The 21621-nt window shown below is 40.7% G+C and carries 23 protein-coding genes and 1 pseudogene; 9 read left to right on the top strand and 15 right to left on the bottom strand.

From position 1 onward, the window contains the following. Positions 1 to 424: 424 nt before the first annotated feature. The 7 genes and pseudogenes from rluF to G7Y90_RS16140 all read right to left on the bottom strand — a co-directional run bounded on the left by rluF (position 425) and on the right by G7Y90_RS16140 (position 7753). Complete coding sequence (rluF, locus tag G7Y90_RS16170; protein ID WP_250162914.1) at positions 425 to 1261, bottom strand: 23S rRNA pseudouridine(2604) synthase RluF; 837 nt, start codon at positions 1259 to 1261, stop codon at positions 425 to 427. Positions 1262 to 1903: 642 nt separating this feature from the next. Next, positions 1904 to 2407, bottom strand: a complete 504-nt coding sequence (locus G7Y90_RS16165) for a sulfite exporter TauE/SafE family protein (protein ID WP_250162913.1) — start codon at positions 2405 to 2407, stop codon at positions 1904 to 1906. Continuing rightward, positions 2404 to 2646: a hypothetical protein gene (locus G7Y90_RS16160; RefSeq protein WP_250162912.1), complete on the bottom strand. Its 243-nt coding sequence runs from the start codon at positions 2644 to 2646 to the stop codon at positions 2404 to 2406. The genes G7Y90_RS16165 and G7Y90_RS16160 overlap by 4 nt, the downstream gene beginning before the upstream one ends. Positions 2647 to 2852: 206 nt before the next feature. Continuing rightward, a pseudogene (locus G7Y90_RS16155) lies at positions 2853 to 4354 on the bottom strand (tripartite tricarboxylate transporter permease). Positions 4355 to 4359: 5 nt separating this feature from the next. Continuing rightward, positions 4360 to 4740, bottom strand: a complete 381-nt coding sequence (locus tag G7Y90_RS16150) for a tripartite tricarboxylate transporter TctB family protein (RefSeq protein WP_250162911.1) — start codon at positions 4738 to 4740, stop codon at positions 4360 to 4362. A 188-nt stretch (positions 4741 to 4928) separates the two neighbouring features. Continuing rightward, positions 4929 to 5969, bottom strand: coding sequence for a Bug family tripartite tricarboxylate transporter substrate binding protein (locus G7Y90_RS16145; RefSeq protein ID WP_193007218.1), 1041 nt, complete (start codon positions 5967 to 5969; stop codon positions 4929 to 4931). A gap of 485 nt (positions 5970 to 6454) precedes the next feature. Beyond that, positions 6455 to 7753, bottom strand: coding sequence for an SLC13 family permease (locus G7Y90_RS16140; protein WP_250162910.1), 1299 nt, complete (start codon positions 7751 to 7753; stop codon positions 6455 to 6457). 339 nt (positions 7754 to 8092) lie between these two features. Here G7Y90_RS16140 and G7Y90_RS16135 point away from each other — a divergent pair, with 339 nt between their 5' ends. After that, positions 8093 to 8818 (top strand): GntR family transcriptional regulator, encoded by a 726-nt coding sequence (locus G7Y90_RS16135; RefSeq protein WP_193007216.1) that lies wholly within the window; start codon positions 8093 to 8095, stop codon positions 8816 to 8818. A 526-nt stretch (positions 8819 to 9344) separates the two neighbouring features. Continuing rightward, the gene (locus tag G7Y90_RS16130) at positions 9345 to 9761 is read left to right on the top strand and encodes a transposase (RefSeq protein WP_349773449.1); all 417 of its coding nucleotides are present in this window, start codon (positions 9345 to 9347) and stop codon (positions 9759 to 9761) included. 114 nt (positions 9762 to 9875) lie between these two features. On the opposite strand, the gene G7Y90_RS19355 is transcribed toward G7Y90_RS16130, so the two are convergent. The 3 genes from G7Y90_RS19355 to G7Y90_RS16120 form a co-directional block, all read right to left on the bottom strand. Next, positions 9876 to 9932 carry a hypothetical protein gene (locus G7Y90_RS19355; protein ID WP_502937445.1) on the bottom strand — a complete coding sequence of 19 codons (57 nt, stop codon included), beginning with the start codon at positions 9930 to 9932 and terminating at the stop codon, positions 9876 to 9878. A gap of 268 nt (positions 9933 to 10200) precedes the next feature. Then, positions 10201 to 11391 carry a low temperature requirement protein A gene (locus tag G7Y90_RS16125; protein WP_250162909.1) on the bottom strand — a complete coding sequence of 397 codons (1191 nt, stop codon included), beginning with the start codon at positions 11389 to 11391 and terminating at the stop codon, positions 10201 to 10203. A gap of 38 nt (positions 11392 to 11429) precedes the next feature. Next, positions 11430 to 12335: a LysR family transcriptional regulator gene (locus G7Y90_RS16120; RefSeq protein WP_193007213.1), complete on the bottom strand. Its 906-nt coding sequence runs from the start codon at positions 12333 to 12335 to the stop codon at positions 11430 to 11432. A 193-nt stretch (positions 12336 to 12528) separates the two neighbouring features. Between G7Y90_RS16120 and G7Y90_RS16115 the strand changes: the two genes are divergently transcribed. Genes G7Y90_RS16115 through G7Y90_RS16105 form a run of 3 tightly spaced genes read left to right on the top strand, consistent with a single transcriptional unit; the run spans position 12529 to position 14199 of the window. Continuing rightward, positions 12529 to 12870 (top strand): DoxX family protein, encoded by a 342-nt coding sequence (locus tag G7Y90_RS16115; RefSeq protein ID WP_250162908.1) that lies wholly within the window; start codon positions 12529 to 12531, stop codon positions 12868 to 12870. Positions 12871 to 12923: 53 nt separating this feature from the next. After that, positions 12924 to 13478: an NADPH-dependent FMN reductase gene (locus tag G7Y90_RS16110; RefSeq protein ID WP_193007211.1), complete on the top strand. Its 555-nt coding sequence runs from the start codon at positions 12924 to 12926 to the stop codon at positions 13476 to 13478. Next, entirely contained in the window at positions 13471 to 14199 is a 729-nt protein-coding gene (locus G7Y90_RS16105; RefSeq protein ID WP_193007210.1) for a YoaK family protein, read from the top strand. The genes G7Y90_RS16110 and G7Y90_RS16105 overlap by 8 nt, the downstream gene beginning before the upstream one ends. Positions 14200 to 14284: 85 nt before the next feature. Here the strand turns inward: G7Y90_RS16105 and G7Y90_RS16100 are convergent, their stop codons facing one another. After that, positions 14285 to 14515 carry a GNAT family N-acetyltransferase gene (locus G7Y90_RS16100; RefSeq protein WP_250162907.1) on the bottom strand — a complete coding sequence of 77 codons (231 nt, stop codon included), beginning with the start codon at positions 14513 to 14515 and terminating at the stop codon, positions 14285 to 14287. Positions 14516 to 14831: 316 nt separating this feature from the next. On the opposite strand from G7Y90_RS16100, the gene G7Y90_RS16095 reads away from it, so the two are divergent. The 4 genes from G7Y90_RS16095 (at position 14832) to G7Y90_RS16080 (ending at position 17238) form a co-directional block, all read left to right on the top strand. Continuing rightward, complete coding sequence (locus tag G7Y90_RS16095; RefSeq protein ID WP_193007208.1) at positions 14832 to 15542, top strand: pirin family protein; 711 nt, start codon at positions 14832 to 14834, stop codon at positions 15540 to 15542. Positions 15543 to 15616: 74 nt separating this feature from the next. Then, entirely contained in the window at positions 15617 to 16369 is a 753-nt protein-coding gene (locus G7Y90_RS16090; RefSeq protein WP_250162906.1) for a pirin family protein, read from the top strand. Continuing rightward, positions 16369 to 16554, top strand: coding sequence for a pirin-like C-terminal cupin domain-containing protein (locus tag G7Y90_RS16085; protein ID WP_250164020.1), 186 nt, complete (start codon positions 16369 to 16371; stop codon positions 16552 to 16554). The genes G7Y90_RS16090 and G7Y90_RS16085 overlap by 1 nt, the downstream gene beginning before the upstream one ends. 72 nt (positions 16555 to 16626) lie before the next feature. Beyond that, a complete protein-coding gene (locus G7Y90_RS16080) occupies positions 16627 to 17238 on the top strand; it encodes a nitroreductase family protein (protein WP_250162905.1) in 612 nt (203 codons plus the stop codon). A 319-nt stretch (positions 17239 to 17557) separates the two neighbouring features. Here G7Y90_RS16080 and G7Y90_RS16075 read toward each other — a convergent pair whose 3' ends face one another. The 4 genes from G7Y90_RS16075 to G7Y90_RS16060 form a co-directional block, all read right to left on the bottom strand. Continuing rightward, positions 17558 to 18331 (bottom strand): hypothetical protein, encoded by a 774-nt coding sequence (locus tag G7Y90_RS16075; RefSeq protein WP_250162904.1) that lies wholly within the window; start codon positions 18329 to 18331, stop codon positions 17558 to 17560. Between the two features lie 88 nt (positions 18332 to 18419). Continuing rightward, positions 18420 to 18953, bottom strand: coding sequence for a YncE family protein (locus G7Y90_RS16070; protein ID WP_250162903.1), 534 nt, complete (start codon positions 18951 to 18953; stop codon positions 18420 to 18422). Between the two features lie 87 nt (positions 18954 to 19040). Then, complete coding sequence (locus G7Y90_RS16065) at positions 19041 to 20054, bottom strand: TonB-dependent receptor (RefSeq protein WP_250162902.1); 1014 nt, start codon at positions 20052 to 20054, stop codon at positions 19041 to 19043. After that, entirely contained in the window at positions 20008 to 21264 is a 1257-nt protein-coding gene (locus G7Y90_RS16060; RefSeq protein WP_250162901.1) for a TonB-dependent receptor plug domain-containing protein, read from the bottom strand. Before G7Y90_RS16060 ends, G7Y90_RS16065 begins: the two co-directional genes overlap by 47 nt. Between the last annotated feature and the right edge of the window lie 357 nt (positions 21265 to 21621).

The following is a 21621-nucleotide window of genomic DNA, read 5'->3' as shown; positions in this document are numbered from 1 at the left end:
TGATTTGATATCTACTATAATCGAATTTTTAAATAATGACATCTGCTAACTGTCTTAGACTTTGCTATTTTTAGTCCGCCCATACCAACGGTACTTCGTGCAGACACATCCTAGTTATGATTTGGCTTTATAATAAAAATATTTGGTTGAGGAAATCCACAGGTAACAAAAAAGCCAGACAACTGAAATTGTCTGGCTTTTCGTGCAGCATCTTTTATCAGCTGTCTTAATTAGTTAACCATTAACCATTAACCATCAATCTATAGTCGCGATACTGCTACCGCTTAGAACTTCGACCTTTTGCAGGGCGCTTACCATTTGTAGCAGGTTTGCCATTGCCTACAGCCTTCTTGCCATTACCAAAAGGACGTCTATCTTTACCTTTAGAACCCGCTGGTTTCTAGCATCATCCTTGGCATGTTTTTTATTGCCCTTTGCTGCCCCCGCTGATTTCGAAGACGTTTTGTCTTTGACGAATCATCAGTACGAGCATTTTTTCGTGGCGCATACGAGATTTCTTGCCCGGATTACTGGCATCTGAAGAAGAACCTTCTATGGACTTAAGTAAAACAGACAACTCTTTTTCGGTTAAATCACGCCAATCTCCAACGGGAGTACCTTTAAGACTGACATTCATAATCCGCGTACGCTCAAGCTTCACCACTTCATAGCCAAAATGCTCACACATACGACGAATTTGGCGGTTTAAACCCTGCACTAGCGTGATGTTAAACACGGTGGGTGCCATCTTAGTAACCGGGCATTTCTTGGTCATCTTCCCAAGCATTGGCACGCCACCAGCTAAACCCTCAATAAAACTATCTGTTATCGGCTTGTTCACCGTCACTAAATATTCTTTCTCGTGGTTATTACCAGCACGAAGTACCTTATTAACCAGATCACCATTACTGGTCAAAAAGATTAAACCCTGAGAGTCTTTATCCAAACGTCCAATCGGAAAAATACGTGTACTATGTCGAACGAAATCAACGATATTATCTTTTTCTGAAGCTTCTGTAGTGCTCACAATACCCACGGGTTTATTCAAGACAATAAACACAAAATCATCCGCCTCTCGCGGCTCAATGAGTTGCCCGTTGACTTTTACCGTATCTCCAGCAACCACTTGATCGCCTACTTGAGCACGCTTACCATTGATGTATACATTACCTTGTTCAACAAAGCGGTCAGCGTCTCGCCTGGAGCAAATACCGCTTTCGCTGATGTATTTATTTAAACGAGTTGAGGAAGCGTTAAACATAAAGCACCGTTTTACCTGATAAGAAGCATTTTTTTACTAAGAAAAAAGCCTAAATTAAAGGGGTTATCAACAAAGAGATGGCTCACATTATATAGGAAATTCAATATCCATTTCGGGAGAGAAGGGCAAAACCTTAGAAATATATCCAGTATCGTATTTGTACCTATTAAAATCAATTTATCCCAATTTTGTTTCTACGGATTTGACGGCAGAGGTCATACTTTATGCACTGATTTTTATCGCAAGCTGAGTACTAAGAAATGGGCAATGATGACCAAGTGTTCTATAGACCCAGTACTACGAAGTATCAATGACTTGATAGAGAAGGGAATATTGGAAAAATCTGATGCTTCTAAGCGTAGTACAAATTACGAGGTTGCCTTGTGAACAAACTTGCTAGGGGTTTGAATTTTACTGTCCAGTTGGTTAGTTAGACTCTCTCAAGCTAGTTTCTACAGGATTGACAGCATAGGTCAAGGATAACCAAGCTGAGTACATTTCAAAAATGTATCATGTGCATGTGCTAAATTGGTAAGGATAAGCGATGTAAACTCACCGCGATTACCTATGTAAATTTGCTGTAATATAGTCACAGCATCGAATGAAAGGCTTATTAAAACAGCACATTCAGGTTTCTTATTATTATATTACGCCACTGATAACCATTAGCATGAGTAGCATTATTCTAAACTGACTAATACTCATACCGGCCAAAAAGCGTTTGCCGATGATATTGCCAATAACGGCACCTAATCCTAAGACAATGCCATATACCCAGAGCTTGACGGTGAATATACCAAAAAAAGAATAGCTGCCGATTTGTACCATACCTACAAAAAAAGAATTAGCCGTTTTGGTAGCAATAAGGTTTTCTTTTTCTAGTCCAGCATTCATATAAAAAGGGTTAAGTATAGGGCCGAGACCGCCCACTAATGTGCTCATGAAAGCAATCATAAAGCCCAAAGGTATAAAACCTGCTTTTGGCATATCAAAAGTTTTATTTACCTTACCAAACTTATATTGGAATATAGTAGATACCAAAAACACGCCAACCAATAACTGAATCCAGCCAGCATCTAAATGACTAAAAACAAATGCTGCTAGCCACACACCTATAATGGCACTTGGTACGTAATATTTGGTCAATGACCAATCATATCATTCCAGAATAAATATAGTCGAGATGTATTACTAATCAAAGTAGCCGAATTGATCACAGGTGGTGCAACCGCTGTCCCTATCATCCAAGAAGTGGCTGGTATCAGTAACATAGCACCGCCACCACCCGATATAGTAGAGATAATAAAAGCGGCCATGCCAGCGAAAAACAAGCCTACTAAATGCCAACTTGGGATGGATTGTAGTAAATCTAAAACAAGGAGCACTATAAAATCCTATTTCATGAGTGACATCAAGTGGTAGTAGTCAACTAAATCTGTCTAAATGATAAGAGGTTTTATTAGAGTAGCATTTTCATTCCTCTAGCAATTTCAACGCGTTCATTAAAAGTATCGGGTGTAACTATTTCCTAAAAAAATGGTGGTCATACATAGAGTATAACCACCACCGGAGTATTTTGAGAACAGAGTAACTAAAACTTAAATAGCAGGCTTAAATTTTCTACGGTAGATACTACTGGCATAAATACCATCAAAATAGCCAACAACCATAGCACTACTGTAATAGGGCTGCTCCATAAGATACTAAGCTCACCTTGAGAGATAGATAGGGCTCGTCTTAAGTTAGACTCCATGAGCTCACCCAATACATAGCCCAAAATAAGCGCTGATAATGGAAAATTTAGTTTACGTAAAAAGTAACCAAATACACCAAGTGCCACCATAAAGACCAAGTCAAAAGTCGTGCTATGGATAGAATATACGCCAACGAAACTGACCGCAGCAATGGCTGGTATCAAGATGTAGTTTGGTACATCAAGCAGTTTGGCGAACAAACCTACCAAAGGGATGTTCATGATTAGCAAAATCACGTTACAGATAAATAATGAGGCAATCAGACCCCATACGATATCTGGCTGCTCAGTAAATAACTGTGGACCCGGTGTAATGTTATATAACGTCAACGCACCCATCATGACTGCTGTCGTACCAGAACCTGGCACACCTAGCGTCAACATTGGCACAAATGAGCCGCAAGCTGAGGCATTATTAGCTGCTTCTGGCGATGCAACACCGCGAAGATCCCATCACCAAAGGTTCCAGTATCACCAGCGATTTTACGTTCACTAGCATAAGTCATTGCACTGGCAATCGTTGCGCCTGCACCTGGTAAGATACCAACGACAAAGCCCATTAGACCACTACGTAGCATGGCTCCAAAAGCAAAAGTAAACTCTTTAAAGTTTAATAAACTGCGCTTACCTTGTTCAATAACCTTGTGTCCAGTCGTTGTTTTTTCGAGCAAGATTAGAATTTCACTCACACTAAAGAAACCAATAACAATGGTGGTAAATTGAATGCCATCAGACAGATTAACCGAATCAAAGGTAAAGCGGTAAATACCAGTAACAGCATCAACCCCAACAGTTGCTAGACCAAGACCAATCAACGCGGCAATACCCGTTTTAACTGGCTGATCACCTACCAAACCACTGAGGCAGGTAATAGCAAATACCATCAGTACAAAGTATTCAGCAGGTCCAAATGAGATTGCCCATTTGGCTAATAACGGCGCAAATAGCACCACACCGATTGTCGCGATAGTGGCACCGACGAAAGAGCTGACAGCAGATAAAGACAGTGCAATACCAGCCTTGCCTTGTTTTGCCAATGGATAGCCATCCAAAGTCGTCATAATGGCGCCAGCATCACCGGGTACGTTAATAAGAATGGCAGAAATACGACCACCATATTCACAGCCAAGATAAACGGCTGCTAGCAAAATGAGCGCACTCTCAGGCGGTAAACCAAGCGCAAAAGCGAATGGCAGTAATATCGCTACACCATTAATCGGGCCAAGACCCGGCAACATGCCCACAATCGTACCTAAAAAAGCGCCGATGAGTGCCAGCAGTAAGTTTTGGGGGGTAGATGCAACAGCAAAGCCATGCATCAAAAAATCAAAAGTATCCATATTGGCTATCCTATTATCCCTGACAACAATCCGAGTGGTAATTTGACATCTAAAAATAGGTCAAATAAGACATATAAGCCAATACTGATTAACACTGAAAAGATAAAACTCTTTAGAGGATTACCTGCAAACAGTAAACCTACGGCGAAAGACATCAGAATAGTGGCAAGAATAAAGCCCAATACTTCAAAAATGAGACCATAGACCAATAAGGCAAGCGCACATAAAATAAGATTACGGATGATCGTTTTATTTAAACCCAATTCAATCGCTTTAGTAAAACTGGCGGGACGAAAAGCAACGACTAAGCAGCCAAAGGCAAGCAGGGAAAAGATTAAAATAGGGTAAGGACGAGGACCAATTGGGTCATAAGCAAGGGGCAACATAACCAATGGCTAAGTATATTAATATACTGACCAGTGCCATCAGCCCGGAAAACAAACGTTCCATTGTCATAAGGAGCATTCCTTGAATTTTGGAGCAAAAGGCTGACAGATAGATATCCTGCCAGCCCTTTGAGAAATACCAAAATATTTGATATTCAATTGCTAAAGGTTATTAAATCTCAACGTAACTATTTGGTTGGTGCTGCTTCAACAAGACCATATTCAGCAGATAACTCGCGTAGTTCGCCCGTACGTTTATAAACGTAGGCTTGTAGCTCATCGCCAGTCATAGAGAAAGGCAGCAATTCTTGTTGCTCACGTATCTCAGCGAATTTCGGATCAACAAGCATCTTATCGAAAGCCTCTTTCCACCAGTTATAAGCACTAGGGCTTACGTCTGGACCCATGTAGTAACCACGAACTACTGGCCACGTCACATCATAACCTTGCTCTTTCGCAGTAGGAATATCGGTCATCGTCCCGCCCAATCTTTCATCTGCAAATACTGCTAATACACGTAATTTACCTGCATTGGCTTGCGGCATAATCTCAGCAATACCGGCACTAACAACAGTAATATGATTGCCCATCACTGCTGTGATCGCCTCGCCGCCGCCTTCCATGGCAACATAAGTCATGTCACTAGGCTTAACACCAACGGCTTTAGCTAAAATAGCGGTTTGCATCCAATCTTGACCACCAACACTACCGCCAGCACCAAAGCTGATCGCTTTTGGATCTTTTTTGAGCTCAGCAACTAACCCAGCTAGATCTTTAATAGGAGAGTCTGCATTGACTGCAATAGCGCCATAATCAGTACCAACACCAGCTAGCCATTTCACGTCTTTTTCAGTGAATTTACCAAATTTACCTTGCGACAAATTAAGAATAGAGCCGGTAGAGAAGGCAATAATGGCATCGCCATTATCCCGATCATTGGCAACGATTTTGTTATAAGCAACAGCGCCGACGCCGCCTGGCATATAGGTGACGCGCATAGGATCTTTTAAGATACCAGTATCTCTTAAGCCAGCTTGAGCAAGCTTACACGTCAAGTCAAAACCACCACCTGGTTTGGCAGGCGCAATACATTCTGGACGTGAAGGGGCAGTAAGCTCAGTTGAGCCATCTGCGGCAGTCGCATCTGTACTGGCAGTTTCGTTTGCATTGTTACAAGCAGTCAAAGATAGGACAGACAGACCAAGAGCCAGATAGGATAGTTTTTTCACACGACACTCCTTGTGTGTATTTTTACAGTAAAAATTCAATAGAATTTTGGCCAAAATATAAAGTTATTACAGGTGAAGGTAGCATTCGATTAATGTGTCTCATTAACTTCATAAACGTATGCTTTTCATTACTATGCAAAAGTAACAGAATATTTAAATAACAAGAAACATATGTATGTATGTATGAATTTTATAGTAATATATTAAATTGAAGGCGGCATAAGGTCTCCTGTTATAGCAATGCAGGATGAATAAATGATATTGATTTCTTCGAAAAAAATATTTAAATTAATTAAAACAAATAGATAAGATGATGTTGGTGATGGCGAATTATTGAGACATCCTAAAATAACGTTGATATCAGTACCATTACGAGGCTATGACAACGATTTAAGAAGTTGTGAATTTAGTGAGAAAATAGATATATTGGGATCAAAATATAGTAAGCATATTTAAAAATATTAAAAAATCACGGTATATTTTACCTATGAGAAGTTAAATATCAGCTGGATAAGTAAAATTGCGAGTATTCCGATACCAATATCTAAGGGCACTGCCTTGAATAGTAGCGCATTAAAAAGCTTGTCTTTGTTTATAACGACTTGAGAAGCGCCTAACATCAGACTACCTCCTGATGAGAAAGGCGAGAGTGATGAGCTTTGCGCCCCCACAACAATACAGGTAAATAGTAATAAAGGGCTCAGTCCAGAGGCAACTGCTAGGGGCAGGACCATAGGAAATAAAGTAGGGGCGACTACCCCGAGCGTACTAGCAAATATTGACATAATGGCGCTAATAACAAAGACTAAAATCGGTATCATCCAGATAGGTACATTGGTACTTAGCCATTCTGTCAGCTCATAAATAACGCCTATTTCTACTCCGAGACTGATTAACATACCAACACCACAAATCATAATGAGGGTATTCCAAGGTATTAGAGCAATCACTGCTTTTTCATCGCCTAATTTTAAAAATAAGCTCACTAAAGCAAAAAATATGGCGATAAAACCAATGTCAATCCGAGCGTTCAAAAACTTAATCGCTGATACTTGTGGCATGAGTAGATTTAAAATGGGCACGATAAGTACAATAGCCATCATAATAAAGATCAGTACAAGAGACTGTTTTTGCTTACTGTCAAAGGGCTCTGGTATGGTCGTCTGAATCGCTATTTTGCTGTTCTTGGCATTGATAAAGCTATAAGCACCCAATACAATCATAGGCATTATAAAAGTGACAGCGAACACCCCTAACACATAAGTAAAGGTATTGTCATTTGCGACGCCTGCGCCGCGCATCAGCTCTCTAAAAATAACACCGCTTTGTGAGGTGATAAAGTTAGCACCCGCTAAGGCACCATAGTTCACCGATAAAGTAGCAATGACAAGATTCAAGTTAGTGCGTTTAGACAACAGCAGGATCATTGGTGCCATCGTCGCTAAGACGGTGTAATAGCCGGCTCCTAGGCCTGCAATAATCGTGGCAACAAGGAAAATAACCAAAGGTAAGAATGCGGGAAAGTGACGGCACTTATAGATTAAATGATTAGATAGCTTCTCTAAAGCACCGTTAGCTAGGGGAAAGTTATAGAAAAGCGTCACTGCAAAAATAACAAAGAAAATTTTGAGAGGCCATAGCTCAACAATTTCATGTGCCTTCATCCCCATACCGAAACAACCGATCAGATATGAAAATGCAATAGCAAATAGGCCAATATTAATCTTAGTGGTATAGCCCAAAATGATACATATCACGATGGCGGCGAGAATATAAAAAGTCACGGCTACTCCTTGACCTTAACTGTATGAGTTCTATAAAAAACCATAGCAGTTTTTACAGAGTAAAGAGCATTGCGCTAATATTGACGGATAGCTTTTTATATCAGAAGCTCATCTGAGCTTTAAAAGCGTATCATTGAGTGGAATGATAGCAAAAAATTTGGCATTAATTAGGAAAGATTAATCATAAAAATATAATAATGCTTTAATATTAATGTGATACCTATCGAATGCGCTGAAAGCTTAAGAGAAATTGATCAGGGATAACGTAGTTTTACAGCAATAGCAGTGCTTGACGAGATTGAAACAGTTAATAAAAACCTTTCCACTGTGGTGAAAAAAATGCTAAATAATTTCAAAGAATTTAAAATGCCACGTTATGAGCAAGTGCGATGGCATATACAGACGTTACTGACAGAGAGTAAGTGGGATGAAAACACGCCCTTACCGACGGAACAGGAATTTGCAGATAAGTATGAAGTATCTGTAGGAACTGTCCGAAAAGCTGTCGAAAAATTGGTAGAAGATGGGGTGTTAATAAAGCAGCAAGGCAAAGGCACCTTCTTAAAACGTCCAGATTTTGCAAGCTCATTATTAAGGTTTTTTAAGTTTCGTGATAAAGATGCCCGCTATGTCACACCGACGGGCATAATTAAAAAAATCATGGTTGTAGACGGTATTGATGACATTAATAAAAAACTAAATATAGGTAAAAACAAAGCGCTCATTTATATAGAACGTACGCGTATGGTTGAAGACAGAGTCTTGTTAAGTGAAAAGATTTGGTTACCTAAGAGTCGCTTCCAAGCCTTTGTAACCCTAAATCCTGAAGATTTCGAGAATCTTCTCTATCCGTTTTACTATACAAAGTGTGGTCAATTCGTATCGTCTGCTGTAGAGACGCTGTATTTTATAACCGATCACAGTGATGATTATCTGGGCAACAATAAGCAAGAAAACTTAGTTAAGGTATGCCGCATTGCGAAGAATCTAGAAGGCGATCCTATCGAATATAGAGAATCATATGGACTGGCAGAAAAATTCAGTTATGAGATTAATATTATTTAGCGGTTTATCAAAGTAGTGGTCGACTCATTCAGATTATTTGAAAAGGGATTATGCAATTAATAATATGTAAAACTGATACAGTGTTTATAACAACTTATTTAATTAGAGGAACGATGTATTACTGAATCGAATTTCGCAAGCAAGTAATGCATAGCATTAAAAAAAGCATGACGATAAGAGAAGCGGCTATCACCTGAGTACCATCACCATTCGTAGCTGGCACAGAAGTTGGCTCTCAAAAAAACTAGGGATAAACCACCAACTAAAATACCGAATGAAGCACTCTTTAAAAGACGTTGAATAATATCCTGATGATTATCTGTATGAACGGGCTAGGCGCTTTAACGGTAGTAAGACAGGTATGCACACTGCTTTAAAGCGTCTTGGAATCAGTCAAAAAAAGACCTTAGAGCATCCAAAAACTTGTCCAATAAAAAGTGCGATATATCAGAATAAGCTTGATAGCTTTACGCAGTAAGGCTTCCCCATTATTCATATGGATTAAAGTGGCTTTGAGGCTGTAAGCATAAGACCTTACGGATATGCACCTATTGGTAAAACTTGTATTGATCGCTATAACTGGCAAGCAAGAAAGCGTACTAATATTATTGGTACGCTCTATGAAAAATGCTGTTTGCGCTTGATTACTTTGAGCAGAATATCAATAGCAATATTTTATCACTGGTGCAAACACACGCTTATCCCAAGCCTTAAGACTAAATGCGTGATTATTATGGATAATGCTAGATTTCATAAAAGCAAATGCATTCAAAAGCTACTAAACAGAAATGGCCATCGTATTCTATGGTTGCCACCTTACAGCCCTGATTTAAATCCCATCGAGAAAAAATGGGCACAAGCAAAGTTTCTACGCCAAAGCTGGATGGAGAACGATCTGTCTAAACTGTTTCATGATATGGGCTGTACTTTTATTGTGGACTGACTATAGCACTAATATCAATACTTATATTTTACAGTTGACACTATATGTCTGACCGTTTGCCATGTTTACGTTCATGACACCATAGTTTGCTTTGGTGTGCCAATCATAGCTCATCTAAGGGTCAGTGCTATTAACATAACGAGCACCAGAAGCTGAAACTGCTTGATTCAAGGTGAGTTTTTATTATTTATACCCACTTTAGGCAACGTCACATTTAGATTGGCAATTTGACCATTATCCTGACAGGACATAATAGTTGTTTGATCAGTGCTAGTCATAGGTGCGTTAGTAGCACAATAGGAGCCGCAGCCATTAGTTTTTCATAATAATCCTTATAGATAAATATTAGGTTGGAAGTCAAATAATTAAAAAAAATTATGATAATGCAAACTAGAGTTTTTCTGCAAGTCATTGTTATCGTGCAATATTAAATTAGAGCTTAGGCTTGCCATTGCTTGTTATCTTGATGAAAGTACCACGTCATTATTATAGGCGCGAGCAGGCTTAGCCAAATACCATAAGTAATCGATAGCCCTTGCGCTACTGTGATATAGCTCAGCAAAATAATAAAGATGGCAAGAATAAGAGCCGTCATATTGTGACTTGATTTGCGGCACATTAAGGCTCGAAGTAAGGTTAGGGTTACTAAAAAGCCAAATAGCATGATCATCAATAATCCCATAGCATAAGGCTGAGTGACCGTACTATTTAGAGTATTTGCCCAAGCATCGGTCACTAAATTAAGCGCGCTGCCTAACGCTGCAAGCGTAGCGAAAACAAAAAAGTGCCCATAGCCAAATAAGAATAAATCATAACGACGACGCTCATTGTCCAAAATAGTACCAAACGGGATCGTAAAATAGAGCCACCATAAGGCAAAAACCAATGCCACAAGGCTTGAACCTAATAATATAATAGCGCTAGCAGCAGACTCGGAGTTGACTAAAAAGGTTCGAATGCTATTACTAACTCCTAGCACGCCTTCGCCTAAAACAATAATGGTCAACAGGCCATAACGTTCAGCCATATGATGAGGATGCCAATTGATGTTCTGTGCTGCACGCGCCCAAATTGGCATCAGTAATTCAGCGGCTATAAATAAAAATAACGCAGGCGTTTGTATCGAAGCAGGTAGAAATAACCAAAGTATCCAAACACTTTGTAGCGTTAATAAGCCAATAATACTGCGACCAGCCACCCGTTTGTGACCTTTAACTTGCTGATAAACACGCCACCACTGGCTACAACTGGCCAATCGCATGATCGCGTAACCAGTGACTCCTATCCATGTCAATCCTTGCTCGAAAAACTGATTGATGTTGGCTGCAATCATTAATGAGCCAAACATTTGCAGCAATACTGAGAGACGATAGTACCAATCATCAGGATCGTAGCCGGAAGCAAACCATGTGAAGCTCGTCCAAGCATTCCATAAAATAAAGAAGGCGATGATAAAGGTCAAAAACCCTAAAAAGTCATGCGCAAGCAAGCGCTGGTAAAGGCCGCTTGCGGCTGCTGAAACGGCAATGACATAAACTAAATCAAATAATAACTCTAGCGTAGTTGAGGGTCGATATGGCTCAGTGGGATCGCGGGCGCTTATTGTATTAATGGTAGGTATAGTGATCATTTAAGCTTGTCCGTTAAGTGTTGAGCCGTAAGTGTTTATCAAAAATTATCCCAGTACGGATTATCGCCAAAACGTTCAGCGATAAAATCAATCAAATAACGACAACGTTGCGATAAAAATCGATTTTTAGGATAGACCGCATAAGCATTTAAAGTGGGTAATTGATATTGCTGCAGGATAGGCACAAGCTCACCGCTAATTAAGGCTTGATACGTAATAAAAGTTGGCAGAAAAGCAATGCCATGACCTTTGACTGCCATCTCCCGCAAAAAGTCCCCATTATTGGCTTTTATTTTACCGTTTACGGCGACTTGATGCTTCTTACCTTGCTCATCTATCAGTTCTATCGTGCTAGATTTGCTCATACCATATTGTAAAAACTCATGTTCTGACAGATCGTCAAAAGTCTTTGGCGTACCCATACTCTCTAAATATTCGGGACTGGCGCATAACGCATAACGAATCAGTGCTAGACGTTTGGCTTGATAACTGTAATCTTGCAACTCTCTAATACGAATCGCTAACTCAAACCCTTCCTCAATCAAATCAGTATGCCGATCAGAAAAATCCAGCTCAAACTTTAACTCAGGATGCTGATTGGCGTATTCATCAATAACATCGTTTAAATGCATCAAACCAAAGGACAATGGTGCTGTCATCTTTAATGTCCCTTCGATACGCGTCGGAGTACCACTCGTCTCTTCATTCAGCGCATCCACTTCGCTGAGTATATGGTGCACCTTTTGATAATACTGTTCACCAGCTTGGGTTAAGTTTGATTGACGCGTGGTTCGGCTAATCAGTTGACTGCCCAAGCGCGTCTCTAACTCCTTTAAACGCCGGCTTACCGCAGATTTTGCGATGTTCAGTTGCTCGGCAGCCTTGGTAATACTACCTGCTTCGACAATACGCACAAACATTGCCATATCTTCTAATTGTCCCATGTAAACCACCTCTTAATTGTTCTTTAAATAAGAACTTACATTTGTAATTATCACGGTTTATCTAGTTATAAGCAACGAATACAATAGTCCTGTCATAATCAAATAAAAGCTTAAAAAAACTTCTATTCTTACTGGAGAAAACCCATGGATAAACTACAAGAGCTAGCGCTCCTATCGGACGCCTGTTTTATCAATGATTTTTATCTTTTCAGGCTTTACCAAAATTACCGGTTATGCCGCTACTCAAGGTTATATGGAAGCAATGGGTGTGCCTGGGATGCTATTGCCTTTGGTTATTGCTGTTGAACTTTTCGGCGGCCTTGCTATTCTCTTTGGTTTCAAAGCGCGCTTAGTAGCGATTTTAATGGCTGGTTTTAGCGTAGTCTCAGCGCTGCTTTTTCATCAATTCTGGATAGATGAATCACAGATGAACCCTTTCATGAAAAACATTGCGATGGCGGGTGGTTTCTTGATGATATTTGCTCATGGAGCAGGTGCTTATTCAATTGATAACAGTAATCATCGCAGAATATAGTAGAGTAAATGGCGTAGAAAATATCGTCTTATCATCATAATCAAGGAGCCGCTATGAGCGCATCCCTAAACATCGCCTTAATTATTGGCAGCTTGCGAAAAGAATCTATCAATCGTAAATTTGCAGAGCTTATGGTATCGCAAATGCCTGAGAACGTAGTGATAGAAGAAGTACACATTTCCGATTTGCCTGTTTATAATCAAGATTATGATGACACGACCATTGACAGCTATGAGCGTGTCCGTAAACAGCTTAAGAACGCCGATGGGGTATTGATTGTCACGCCAGAGCATAATCGAACCATGCCTGCTGCCCTAAAAAACGTCATCGATATCGGCTCTCGTCCGTATAAAGAAAGCGTTTGGACCCATAAAAAAGTTGCGGTAGTGACGGCCTCGCCAGGCAGTTTTGGCGGTATCAATAGTGGCCTTGATTTCAGAAAAAGCCTGCAAATGCTGTCGGCACAAATGATGATTGATCCTGAAATTCATTTAAGTCGTGCAACTGACAGCTTAAATGACGATGGCAGTGTTAGCCCGCGCACACAGAAATTCTTACAGCGCTTTGTGACTGATTTCGTGGATTTTGCAGGACATACCAGTGCCTAAAGCTGTCGCTGATAACAATACTCTAGATCGTAAGACACCAAGCTTTTGGCAACGCTATCAAGCGCCTATACTATTAACGATAGTTGGTGGGGCGATTGATACCATTGGCTTTATCACTTTATTTGGCTTTTTTACCGCTCATGTCACGGGTAACTTAGTACTGGCTGGTAGCGGTTTGGTTAAAGGTGAAGATGGCTTGTGGATCAAGCTGGCATCGGTGCCACTTTTTATAATAACGGTGGTTATTACCAAAATATACATTGATAAAAGCCGAAAGCAAACGTTAGTACTCAGTCATTTGTTTTTAGCAGAAGCGCTATTTTTGAGCGCATTTATGATAGCAGGATTGTCCTTTCAACCTTTCACTGAAGCAGGCGATATATCGGTCGCCATTACTGGTGGTTTGGGCTTAACGGCACTTGCTATTCGTAATACGGCTAGTAAAACAGTCATCAAACATATGAGTCCTACGGTATTAATGACGGGTAATACGACCCAATTGGGCATTGGTCTGTCAGATTATATTGCCAACCGTAGCGCTGATAATGCCAAAAAATTGGGGCATAGCGCGGCATTGGTTATCAGCTTTGTGATTGGCGCGCTCCTTGGGGCGGTGCTGTACGTCAATCTCAGTTATTGGGCAGTCGGTTTGTTTGTCATTCCTGTGCTGTACCTATCACTACTAGCGCGTAATCCAGAGTTCTTACAGCATATTAGCTAATAAAAGTTTTACCATTATTGAGTAATGCCATTAATCGTAAAAAGCCATGATGATTTGTCATGGCTTTTTTTTGGTTCATATTTTCTTAGGCTTTCGCACCATGAAACACCGAATTGTCTTGGTATTGTAGATGCTTATCAATATAGGATTTCACATAAGGACAGGTTGGTTTAACGCGCAGTTTTCTAACGGCTGCACAATCTAAGATAACCTTAACTAAGTAACCAGCAATACCACGACCACTGAGCGACTCAGGTACGAATGTGTGCTTATACTCAATACCTTCCTCACCTGTGGATGTGGTAAAAAACCTCATACTCTTCAAACGCAACTTGATCATCGATATGAATTTCGAAACGTTTTTGAGCTTTGTTGTCGATAACTTCATTATTCAATGTATGTAGATTTGACATGGTTTACCTCTCCTTATCGTTAATATTTTTTGCACCCGTTTATTGGTACTAACGGGTGGCGCGAATGATGGCGTGACTATTATATTACGTTAATTCTAAGCACCTATTGTTCTATAAATAAGAATAGTTATTTGCAATAATCACTGTTTATCTATATCTGCTCAACAATTATAATAGGACCATAGCTTAAACAAGCCAATTAAAAATAAAGGATAACTTATGAAAACGATCTATCATGCAGCAGATTCTCGTGGCGATGCTAATCATGGCTGGCTCAAAAGCCGTCATACTTTTAGCTTTGCCAATTATCATAATCCAGAGCGTATGGGTTTTGGCGCGCTACGGGTCATCAATGATGACTTTGTTATTGGTGGTCAAGGTTTCGGCAAACACTCACACCGCGATATGGAAATTATCAGTATTCCTCTAAGTGGGAAGCTAGCTCATGGCGATAATATCGGTAACGAAGGTATCATCGAAACGGGTGAGATTCAGGTCATGTCAGCGGGTACGGGTATTACTCATAGTGAGATGAATGGCGATGCCAATGAACCTGTCAAGTTTTTACAAATTTGGGTGATTCCCAATAAAATGGGTGTGACGCCGCGCTATCAGCAAGTACGTATGGATGAGCACATGAAAGCTAATGAGTTTAACCAAGTGCTCTCGCCAAACGCGGACGACGCTGGGGTTTGGATTCACCAAAACGCTTGGTTCCATATGGGTCATTTTGACAAAGGCGTGACTCAGACTTATGATTTAAAAGATGTCAATAACGGTGTTTATGTCTTGGTACTAGAGGGTAAAGTGACTATCAACGGTAACGTACTTGATACTCGAGATGGTCTTGGTATCTCAGACACCAAAAGCTTCACGATGGATGCTGATGAGGACGCTAGAGTATTGCTAATGGAAGTACCTATGTATTAATTGATACAAAAAATAGTAGTAATTCATAATCATGTATTCAAGAATCTATAACTATCTATAATAAGAGGTGAATGATGAGTATTCAAACCCTAGAGCCAAGAATGGCCGATGTTGGCGGTATTCCTATTGCTCGTCTGCTACCTAACACTGGCAAAAAACCTATCGGAGCCTGGTGCTTTTTAGATCACGCTGGTCCTGCTGACTTTGGTGAAGATGAATTAGGCATGCAAGTGGGTCGTCATCCGCACACCAATCTGCAAACTTTTAGCTGGATGTTAAATGGCGAAGTACTGCATAAAGATAGCTTAGGTAACGAGCAAGTCATTACTAAGAACCAAGTCAACGTCATGACAGCCGGTACGGGTCTAAGCCAAGGCATCAGTCATACGGAACAAAGCGTGTTTCCAGACACTGGTGGTTCGTCGGATGCGGCGCGTGCTATCAGCATGGTACAGCTCTGGATTGCACTACCAACGGATCAAGAGATTGAGCGCGGTTTTCATCATTATCCAGAGCTACCAACGTGGACGGAAGATAGTGTTGAGATGATTCTGACCACCGGTAGCTATACCAATGTGTCAGGTCAGCACTTTGAAGCGCCTACTATCCAATACTCCAAGCTGGTCGGTATCGACGTGTACTTTACCGAGGATGGCGAGGTGACGCTCACTTTAGAACCAAGCTTTGAATACGGCATCTTAGTCTCAGAGGGTGAGATAGAATCTGAAGGAAAGGTATGTAAGCAGGATCAACTCTTTCGTTTCCACGATAGTGATGTTGCTAATAACGAAAGCATTAAATTGGTTGCTAAAAAGGCACACGTGTGATGTTTATCGGCGGTGAACCATTAAATAACCAAGTCCTACTCTGGTGGAATTTTGTTGCTGACAATAAAGCAGAGATTGAGCAATCCATCATCGACTGGAATAATGGTCATGAGCGTTTCGGTAATGTCGACTCTGATATGAAACGTTTGCCAGCACCTGAATTACTTCAAGGTTTTAAAGGTTAAAGGTTGGTTAGTATTTAAATTTATAACTTAGTTCTTAATCACGTAAACTCATCAATAATCACTGGAGAAACAATGTCAAACCTAAAAGACGTACAACAATTGGCAGAAAAGCGCCGTTCTATCTATGCATTGATCAATCAATTGCCAGTATCAAATGACGAAATCGTTAAGTTAGTTGAGCATGCGGTTTTGCATACGCCATCCGCTTTTAACTCACAATCGACGCGTATCGTGGTGTTATTCGGTGAAGATCATGAAAAATTATGGGATATTACTGAAGAGACACTCAAAGTGATTGTTGGCGATGACGAGAAGTTCCAAGGTACTAAAGATAAAATTGCAGGCTTTAGAGCGGGTGCGGTACAGTATTTGTTTTTCGAGGACAAAGGCGTCGTGAGAAACATGCAAGAAGCCGCCTCTTTATATGCGGATAAATTCCCAATCTGGGCACATCAAACCAGCGCGATGCATCAATATGTAATTTGGACGGCATTGGCGAGTTTAGATATCGGTGCTAACTTGCAGCATTATAATCCTGTCATCGATCAGAGAGTTGCCGATGCTTGGGACATCGCTGATGATTGGGAATTAAATGCGCAAATGGTGTTCGGCGCTATTGAGCAGCCAGCAGGCGATAAAGCGTTTCAGCCAATTGATGAACGTATGAAAGTATTCAGTAAATAATTTTTAGCGTTAAAGACCGTATAACCAATGAAACTGCTATGAAAATATCGTAGCGGTTTCATTGGTTTTTTTATAATTATAAACTGGGGTAATATGATGTTATAGCAGACTATAACTAATGTAGTAAATCCTACTAGCCCAGTTGTTTAAGATATGCCTATAGAAGAATTCAAGATCATCGAGCGCTTTAATCGGATGCTTCGGAATTTAAGAAGCGTCGGATTAAGGGTTATCTTGAATACTAGCGTTTATAAATATTTTAATAGCCAATTACTGTCAGCAGTCATTAAACTATCTTTATTAGATGAGGTGCTAAGCGCTAATGGCTATGTTCATCATCATGCCCAGCTTTCACACCAAACCAAGTCACATGAGAGGGTGTGAAATTCAGTGTTATTTTTGACTCGATTTCACCATCTTCAGCATCAATTTCGATGATTTGCTGGTTTGAGTCATCCATCATATAAACCATTTTCGTGTTTGGGTTAACAATAAATGAGGGAACCGCTTTGCCTTCGATGCCATTAGGGAAAACATTTAATACGGCAGTTTGCTTATAATTTTGTGCGACATCCAGTATGTATAACTTGCCAGTATCATCGAGTAGCATTAAATGCTCTCCGTGGGCATCAAAATCATAGCTGACAACACGGCGACGGCTGTCTGTTGTCCAGACAATCGGTGTCATGTTTTTACTGATAGGATCAACACGGTAAGGCTGACCGCAAGCGCTGCCAATGGCATAGTTATGATGGTGGTTAGTGATGAATGAGCCAATTCGAGCAGGACTACTGCTTGTACCATCACATTGAATATTGGTTAGGCTGCTGGGATAGGAAATTTTTTCGGCGCTGAATGTGTCTCCGGTTTGTTTGACGCTTAAAACGCCATCGCTACAAGCAAAGACACTGTAATCTGTGACGCTGCCACTGCCATGCAACCCCATGCATTTTGTCTCAAAGGTTTGGCTTATATGATAGTGATCACCATGCTGTTCAAATACAGAGAGCGTATCAGCCAGTGAGCTACCAGTTGTCTGATAACGCTGCGAGGCAATCACATAATTGCCTCTAGGTTCCGCTGTACCGTGCATGCTGGTATTAAGCTTTTGATAAGGCAGTGTACCATCGGCAATACCGGTATCTGTTACGAGTACAAATCCAGCTTCTTTACAGGGTTTTCTATGGGGTTGCCTGTGGCACCCAAACCATCAAAAAATAATCCAGCTTGCTCACCAAACGTTTGAAAATGTACAGGACGGGTATAGTTGAGCTGTAATGGCATTTTTGCCGTATCACGAGCATATGGGTGATCATGATCGCCATGATTTTCAATCTCAAGCCCACTATGATAAAATTGACCGTGTTGTTAGTACGATCCATGACGACGGCGTAATGACCATCTGGACTACTTTGTACGGCATCGGCTTGACCTGTCAAAGGTAAGGTTTGTATCACTTTATCTTGAGCAAGGCTATAAATGTAAGCTTGACTGCCATCTTTTGCAGTGATAAATAAACGACCTTGTTCCATTTCAGTGCTGACAGCAGATTCATCATCATGGTCATGATCGTCTCCATGGTCGTGGTCATGTTCTGAATCTATGATTGGTGTTTTCCTATCATCTGATGACCCGCAGCCGCTAAGTGCTGAAACGGCGATTAAAGAAGAGAAGGCGAGCGTGATGGCACGGCTCAAAGCATTTATTTGATTCATAAAGGACTCCAGTCATAAGTTATGAGGCTTATGACAATTGATTACGGATTGCTAGTTACTGGTGACTAATGAAAAGAGAGTAGGCTGTTAGAAGTTATAGGTGATACCCGCATTGAAAGAGCGCTCTGGCATTGGTACTTGTTCAGCCAAATAAGAGGCATGATTATAGGCAAGCTCGTTTAGAATATTTTCGACTTGAAAAAAAGCGGTGTAATCATGAGCGCTCGAACTGTGATAGACAAGCTTGGCATCAACCATGTTGTAGCTCGGTGTATTGGTTTCAAAATCAGCAATGTGATCTTGCTCAAAACGATGATACCCAGACAGCACCAAGTCAAATTGACCAAATTGAGAGGTAATATCACCACCAATACGAGGCGCTACCAATCTTGGCGCGTATTTCCGTGTAAGGCTTCTATCATCTAGCGTGATGAGTGCAATATCGGCAAAGCTGCCAATACTAATATTGTCATTAAGATAATAGCGTGATTGAATTTCACCACCATAATGCTTGGCATCGCTTTGGACATAATCCACTAAACGAAAATCTGCAGACTCTCCTTCAGTAGCAATGTCTTGAGTTTTTGCATAAATATAATTTGCGCTGTCGTTATAAAAGACAGAAATACTACTATCAAAACGATTGCCATTGTCGTAACGCAAAGTGAATTCTACGCCATCAGTAGATTCTTCTTCTAATTGCCCATTGCCACGCTCCCAAGTATTGGTTGCAAGATGGGCGCCATTAGAAAATAACTCTTGTGGAGAAGGCAATCTTTCAGAATGACTGATTCTGGCTGACAACTGCGTATTAGGCGTAAGATATTTGCCACCTTCTAAACTGACAGACGTTCCAGCATGTGTTTTTTCGATGTTATTGTCGTTATCTATTAGGCTTTGAAAATCTTGACGACCGCCAAACTCAATATACCAAGGACTTTTGCCTTGTTTTCTTAAAATACTAGACGTATCGAGAGGAGCGTCTTTCGTCGTCTCACCATGATTATGACCAGCATGGGCATCAATTGTAGATAATGACTGACCTGCAAATTTATCAGCATTCTGTATTTTGCGCCAAATAATCTGGCGTGAGTCGTTCAATGAAAAACAAACCGACCTGTGTACGATCGGTTTGCGGCAAATAGCCTTCTAGCCCAACAGCAGAAAACCGGCTGTTTGTGTAATCTAGACCGACCACACCTTTCATAAAACCTAGATTACCTGTTTTATACGTGCTATGTGTGGCTTGAGCTTGAGCACTAATGGCTTTGTTTTCAAAAGTTGTGCCCACCGCACCTTCATCTATTTCATCGTGACGATAATCGGTATAGCTGAGTTTCGTATTGATGCTATCGACGACGCCTATCATGGGTAATTTTCGCTCTGCATGGAGCTGATAGACGTTTGACGTCATATCGACATAGGGCGCTTCACCATGATCGTGGTCATGTTCATGATCCGCCTCACAGCTCAGTTGGTTAGTCAGTACGCTATCAGGTGAGCATTCATTATGCACATGAAAGGGCAAGCCATATTCTGAGGATAGGCGCTGATATGATGCACCGATATAGCCCATATCAGTCACATAAGACAAGCCAATGCTACCATTGTCTTGCGTGTACCAACTGTTGGCAATCTCATCGGTATCCAAATGTGGTACTTGGATATTGCCTTTATCCGTCTTTTGGTAATACCCACTCCATAGCCAATTTTCACCGATACTACCATTGAGTTCTGCATAACCTAAATAACCGTCTGTGGCTTGTTGACCAATCAATGCCAATTTTCCGTTGATGTTGTTTTTAGGCTTTTCTTTAGGAATAGTGTCATTAACAATATTGACCACACCACCGATAGCACCGCCACCATACATCAACGCTGACGTGCCTTTGATTACTTCAACTTGTTTGGCACCTAGTACAGGTACCGCCACTTGATGGTCTGGTGAGATTTGTGACGCATCTTGTACGCTCAAACCATTTTGCATGACTTGGACACGCGGTGCGCTTTGCCCTCGAATAATGGGTCGGCTCGCACCTTGCCCAAAACTATCAGTAGACACGCCCACTTCATTTGCTAGTGCATCACCAAGCGTACTGCTTGTCTGAGTAGTGAGCGCATCGCCAGTAACAATACTGGTTGCGGTTGCCATTTCATTCGCTTGTGGCAATAAAGGGTTAGACGTTACCACTATGGTGTCTAGAGTTACCGAAGGGTGGGTCATATCAGGAGAGTTTAGGTTAAAAGATGAGGGTGTCATAGGTTTGATGTCTACTATCGTATCCTGTGCATTGACCGACAAACTTGCCATACCTAAAGCTGTCGTTACTGAGAATACAGTCGTTACCCGGGAATACTAAAATTAACTGAAGATACAGAAGTATAATCAGGTTCTCTTAATCTGTTGATATGAAAAATTGGAGACATGAGATTACCAAAATAAGAAGTTATATAGGGATAAATAACGATAAGAGTAAATATTTTAGTTATGTTATAATATAACATAAAGATATACAAACTTTATATTTCAGTAAGGTGTGCATATTAGCTACGCTTACACAAGGTAACTTCAATATTTGACTTTCTTTGTGAGTGATAAATGTCACAGTCGTTCAATGAATGTGTTGGTACTGAGATAATGATGAGTATGTCGAAAGTTAGAAAAATG

Source organism: Psychrobacter sp. WY6 (assembly GCF_018448495.1).
Classification (GTDB): Bacteria; Pseudomonadota; Gammaproteobacteria; order Pseudomonadales; family Moraxellaceae; genus Psychrobacter.
Note: the sequence above shows the minus strand (reverse complement) of the source record. Positions and strands in the feature narration are given on the sequence as shown.

Excerpts from the sequence above, each read along its gene's own strand:
- rluF (WP_250162914.1), bottom strand. The coding sequence starts at position 1,261 with ATGTTTAACGCTTCCTCAACTCGTTTAAATAAATACATCAGCGAAAGC.
- G7Y90_RS16100 (WP_250162907.1), bottom strand. The coding sequence starts at position 14,515 with ATGAGGTTTTTTACCACATCCACAGGTGAGGAAGGTATTGAGTATAAG.
- G7Y90_RS16115 (WP_250162908.1), top strand. The coding sequence starts at position 12,529 with ATGATTTTTATCTTTTCAGGCTTTACCAAAATTACCGGTTATGCCGCT.
- G7Y90_RS16150 (WP_250162911.1), bottom strand. The coding sequence starts at position 4,740 with ATGTTGCCCCTTGCTTATGACCCAATTGGTCCTCGTCCTTACCCTATT.
- G7Y90_RS16135 (WP_193007216.1), top strand. The coding sequence starts at position 8,093 with ATGCTAAATAATTTCAAAGAATTTAAAATGCCACGTTATGAGCAAGTG.
- G7Y90_RS16075 (WP_250162904.1), bottom strand. The coding sequence starts at position 18,331 with ATGCACGGTACAGCGGAACCTAGAGGCAATTATGTGATTGCCTCGCAG.
- G7Y90_RS16095 (WP_193007208.1), top strand. The coding sequence starts at position 14,832 with ATGAAAACGATCTATCATGCAGCAGATTCTCGTGGCGATGCTAATCAT.
- G7Y90_RS16090 (WP_250162906.1), top strand. The coding sequence starts at position 15,617 with ATGAGTATTCAAACCCTAGAGCCAAGAATGGCCGATGTTGGCGGTATT.
- G7Y90_RS16120 (WP_193007213.1), bottom strand. The coding sequence starts at position 12,335 with ATGGGACAATTAGAAGATATGGCAATGTTTGTGCGTATTGTCGAAGCA.
- G7Y90_RS16110 (WP_193007211.1), top strand. The coding sequence starts at position 12,924 with ATGAGCGCATCCCTAAACATCGCCTTAATTATTGGCAGCTTGCGAAAA.
- G7Y90_RS16070 (WP_250162903.1), bottom strand. The coding sequence starts at position 18,953 with ATGAATCAAATAAATGCTTTGAGCCGTGCCATCACGCTCGCCTTCTCT.
- G7Y90_RS16080 (WP_250162905.1), top strand. The coding sequence starts at position 16,627 with ATGTCAAACCTAAAAGACGTACAACAATTGGCAGAAAAGCGCCGTTCT.
- G7Y90_RS16060 (WP_250162901.1), bottom strand. The coding sequence starts at position 21,264 with ATGGCAAGTTTGTCGGTCAATGCACAGGATACGATAGTAGACATCAAA.
- G7Y90_RS16085 (WP_250164020.1), top strand. The coding sequence starts at position 16,369 with ATGTTTATCGGCGGTGAACCATTAAATAACCAAGTCCTACTCTGGTGG.
- G7Y90_RS16125 (WP_250162909.1), bottom strand. The coding sequence starts at position 11,391 with ATGATCACTATACCTACCATTAATACAATAAGCGCCCGCGATCCCACT.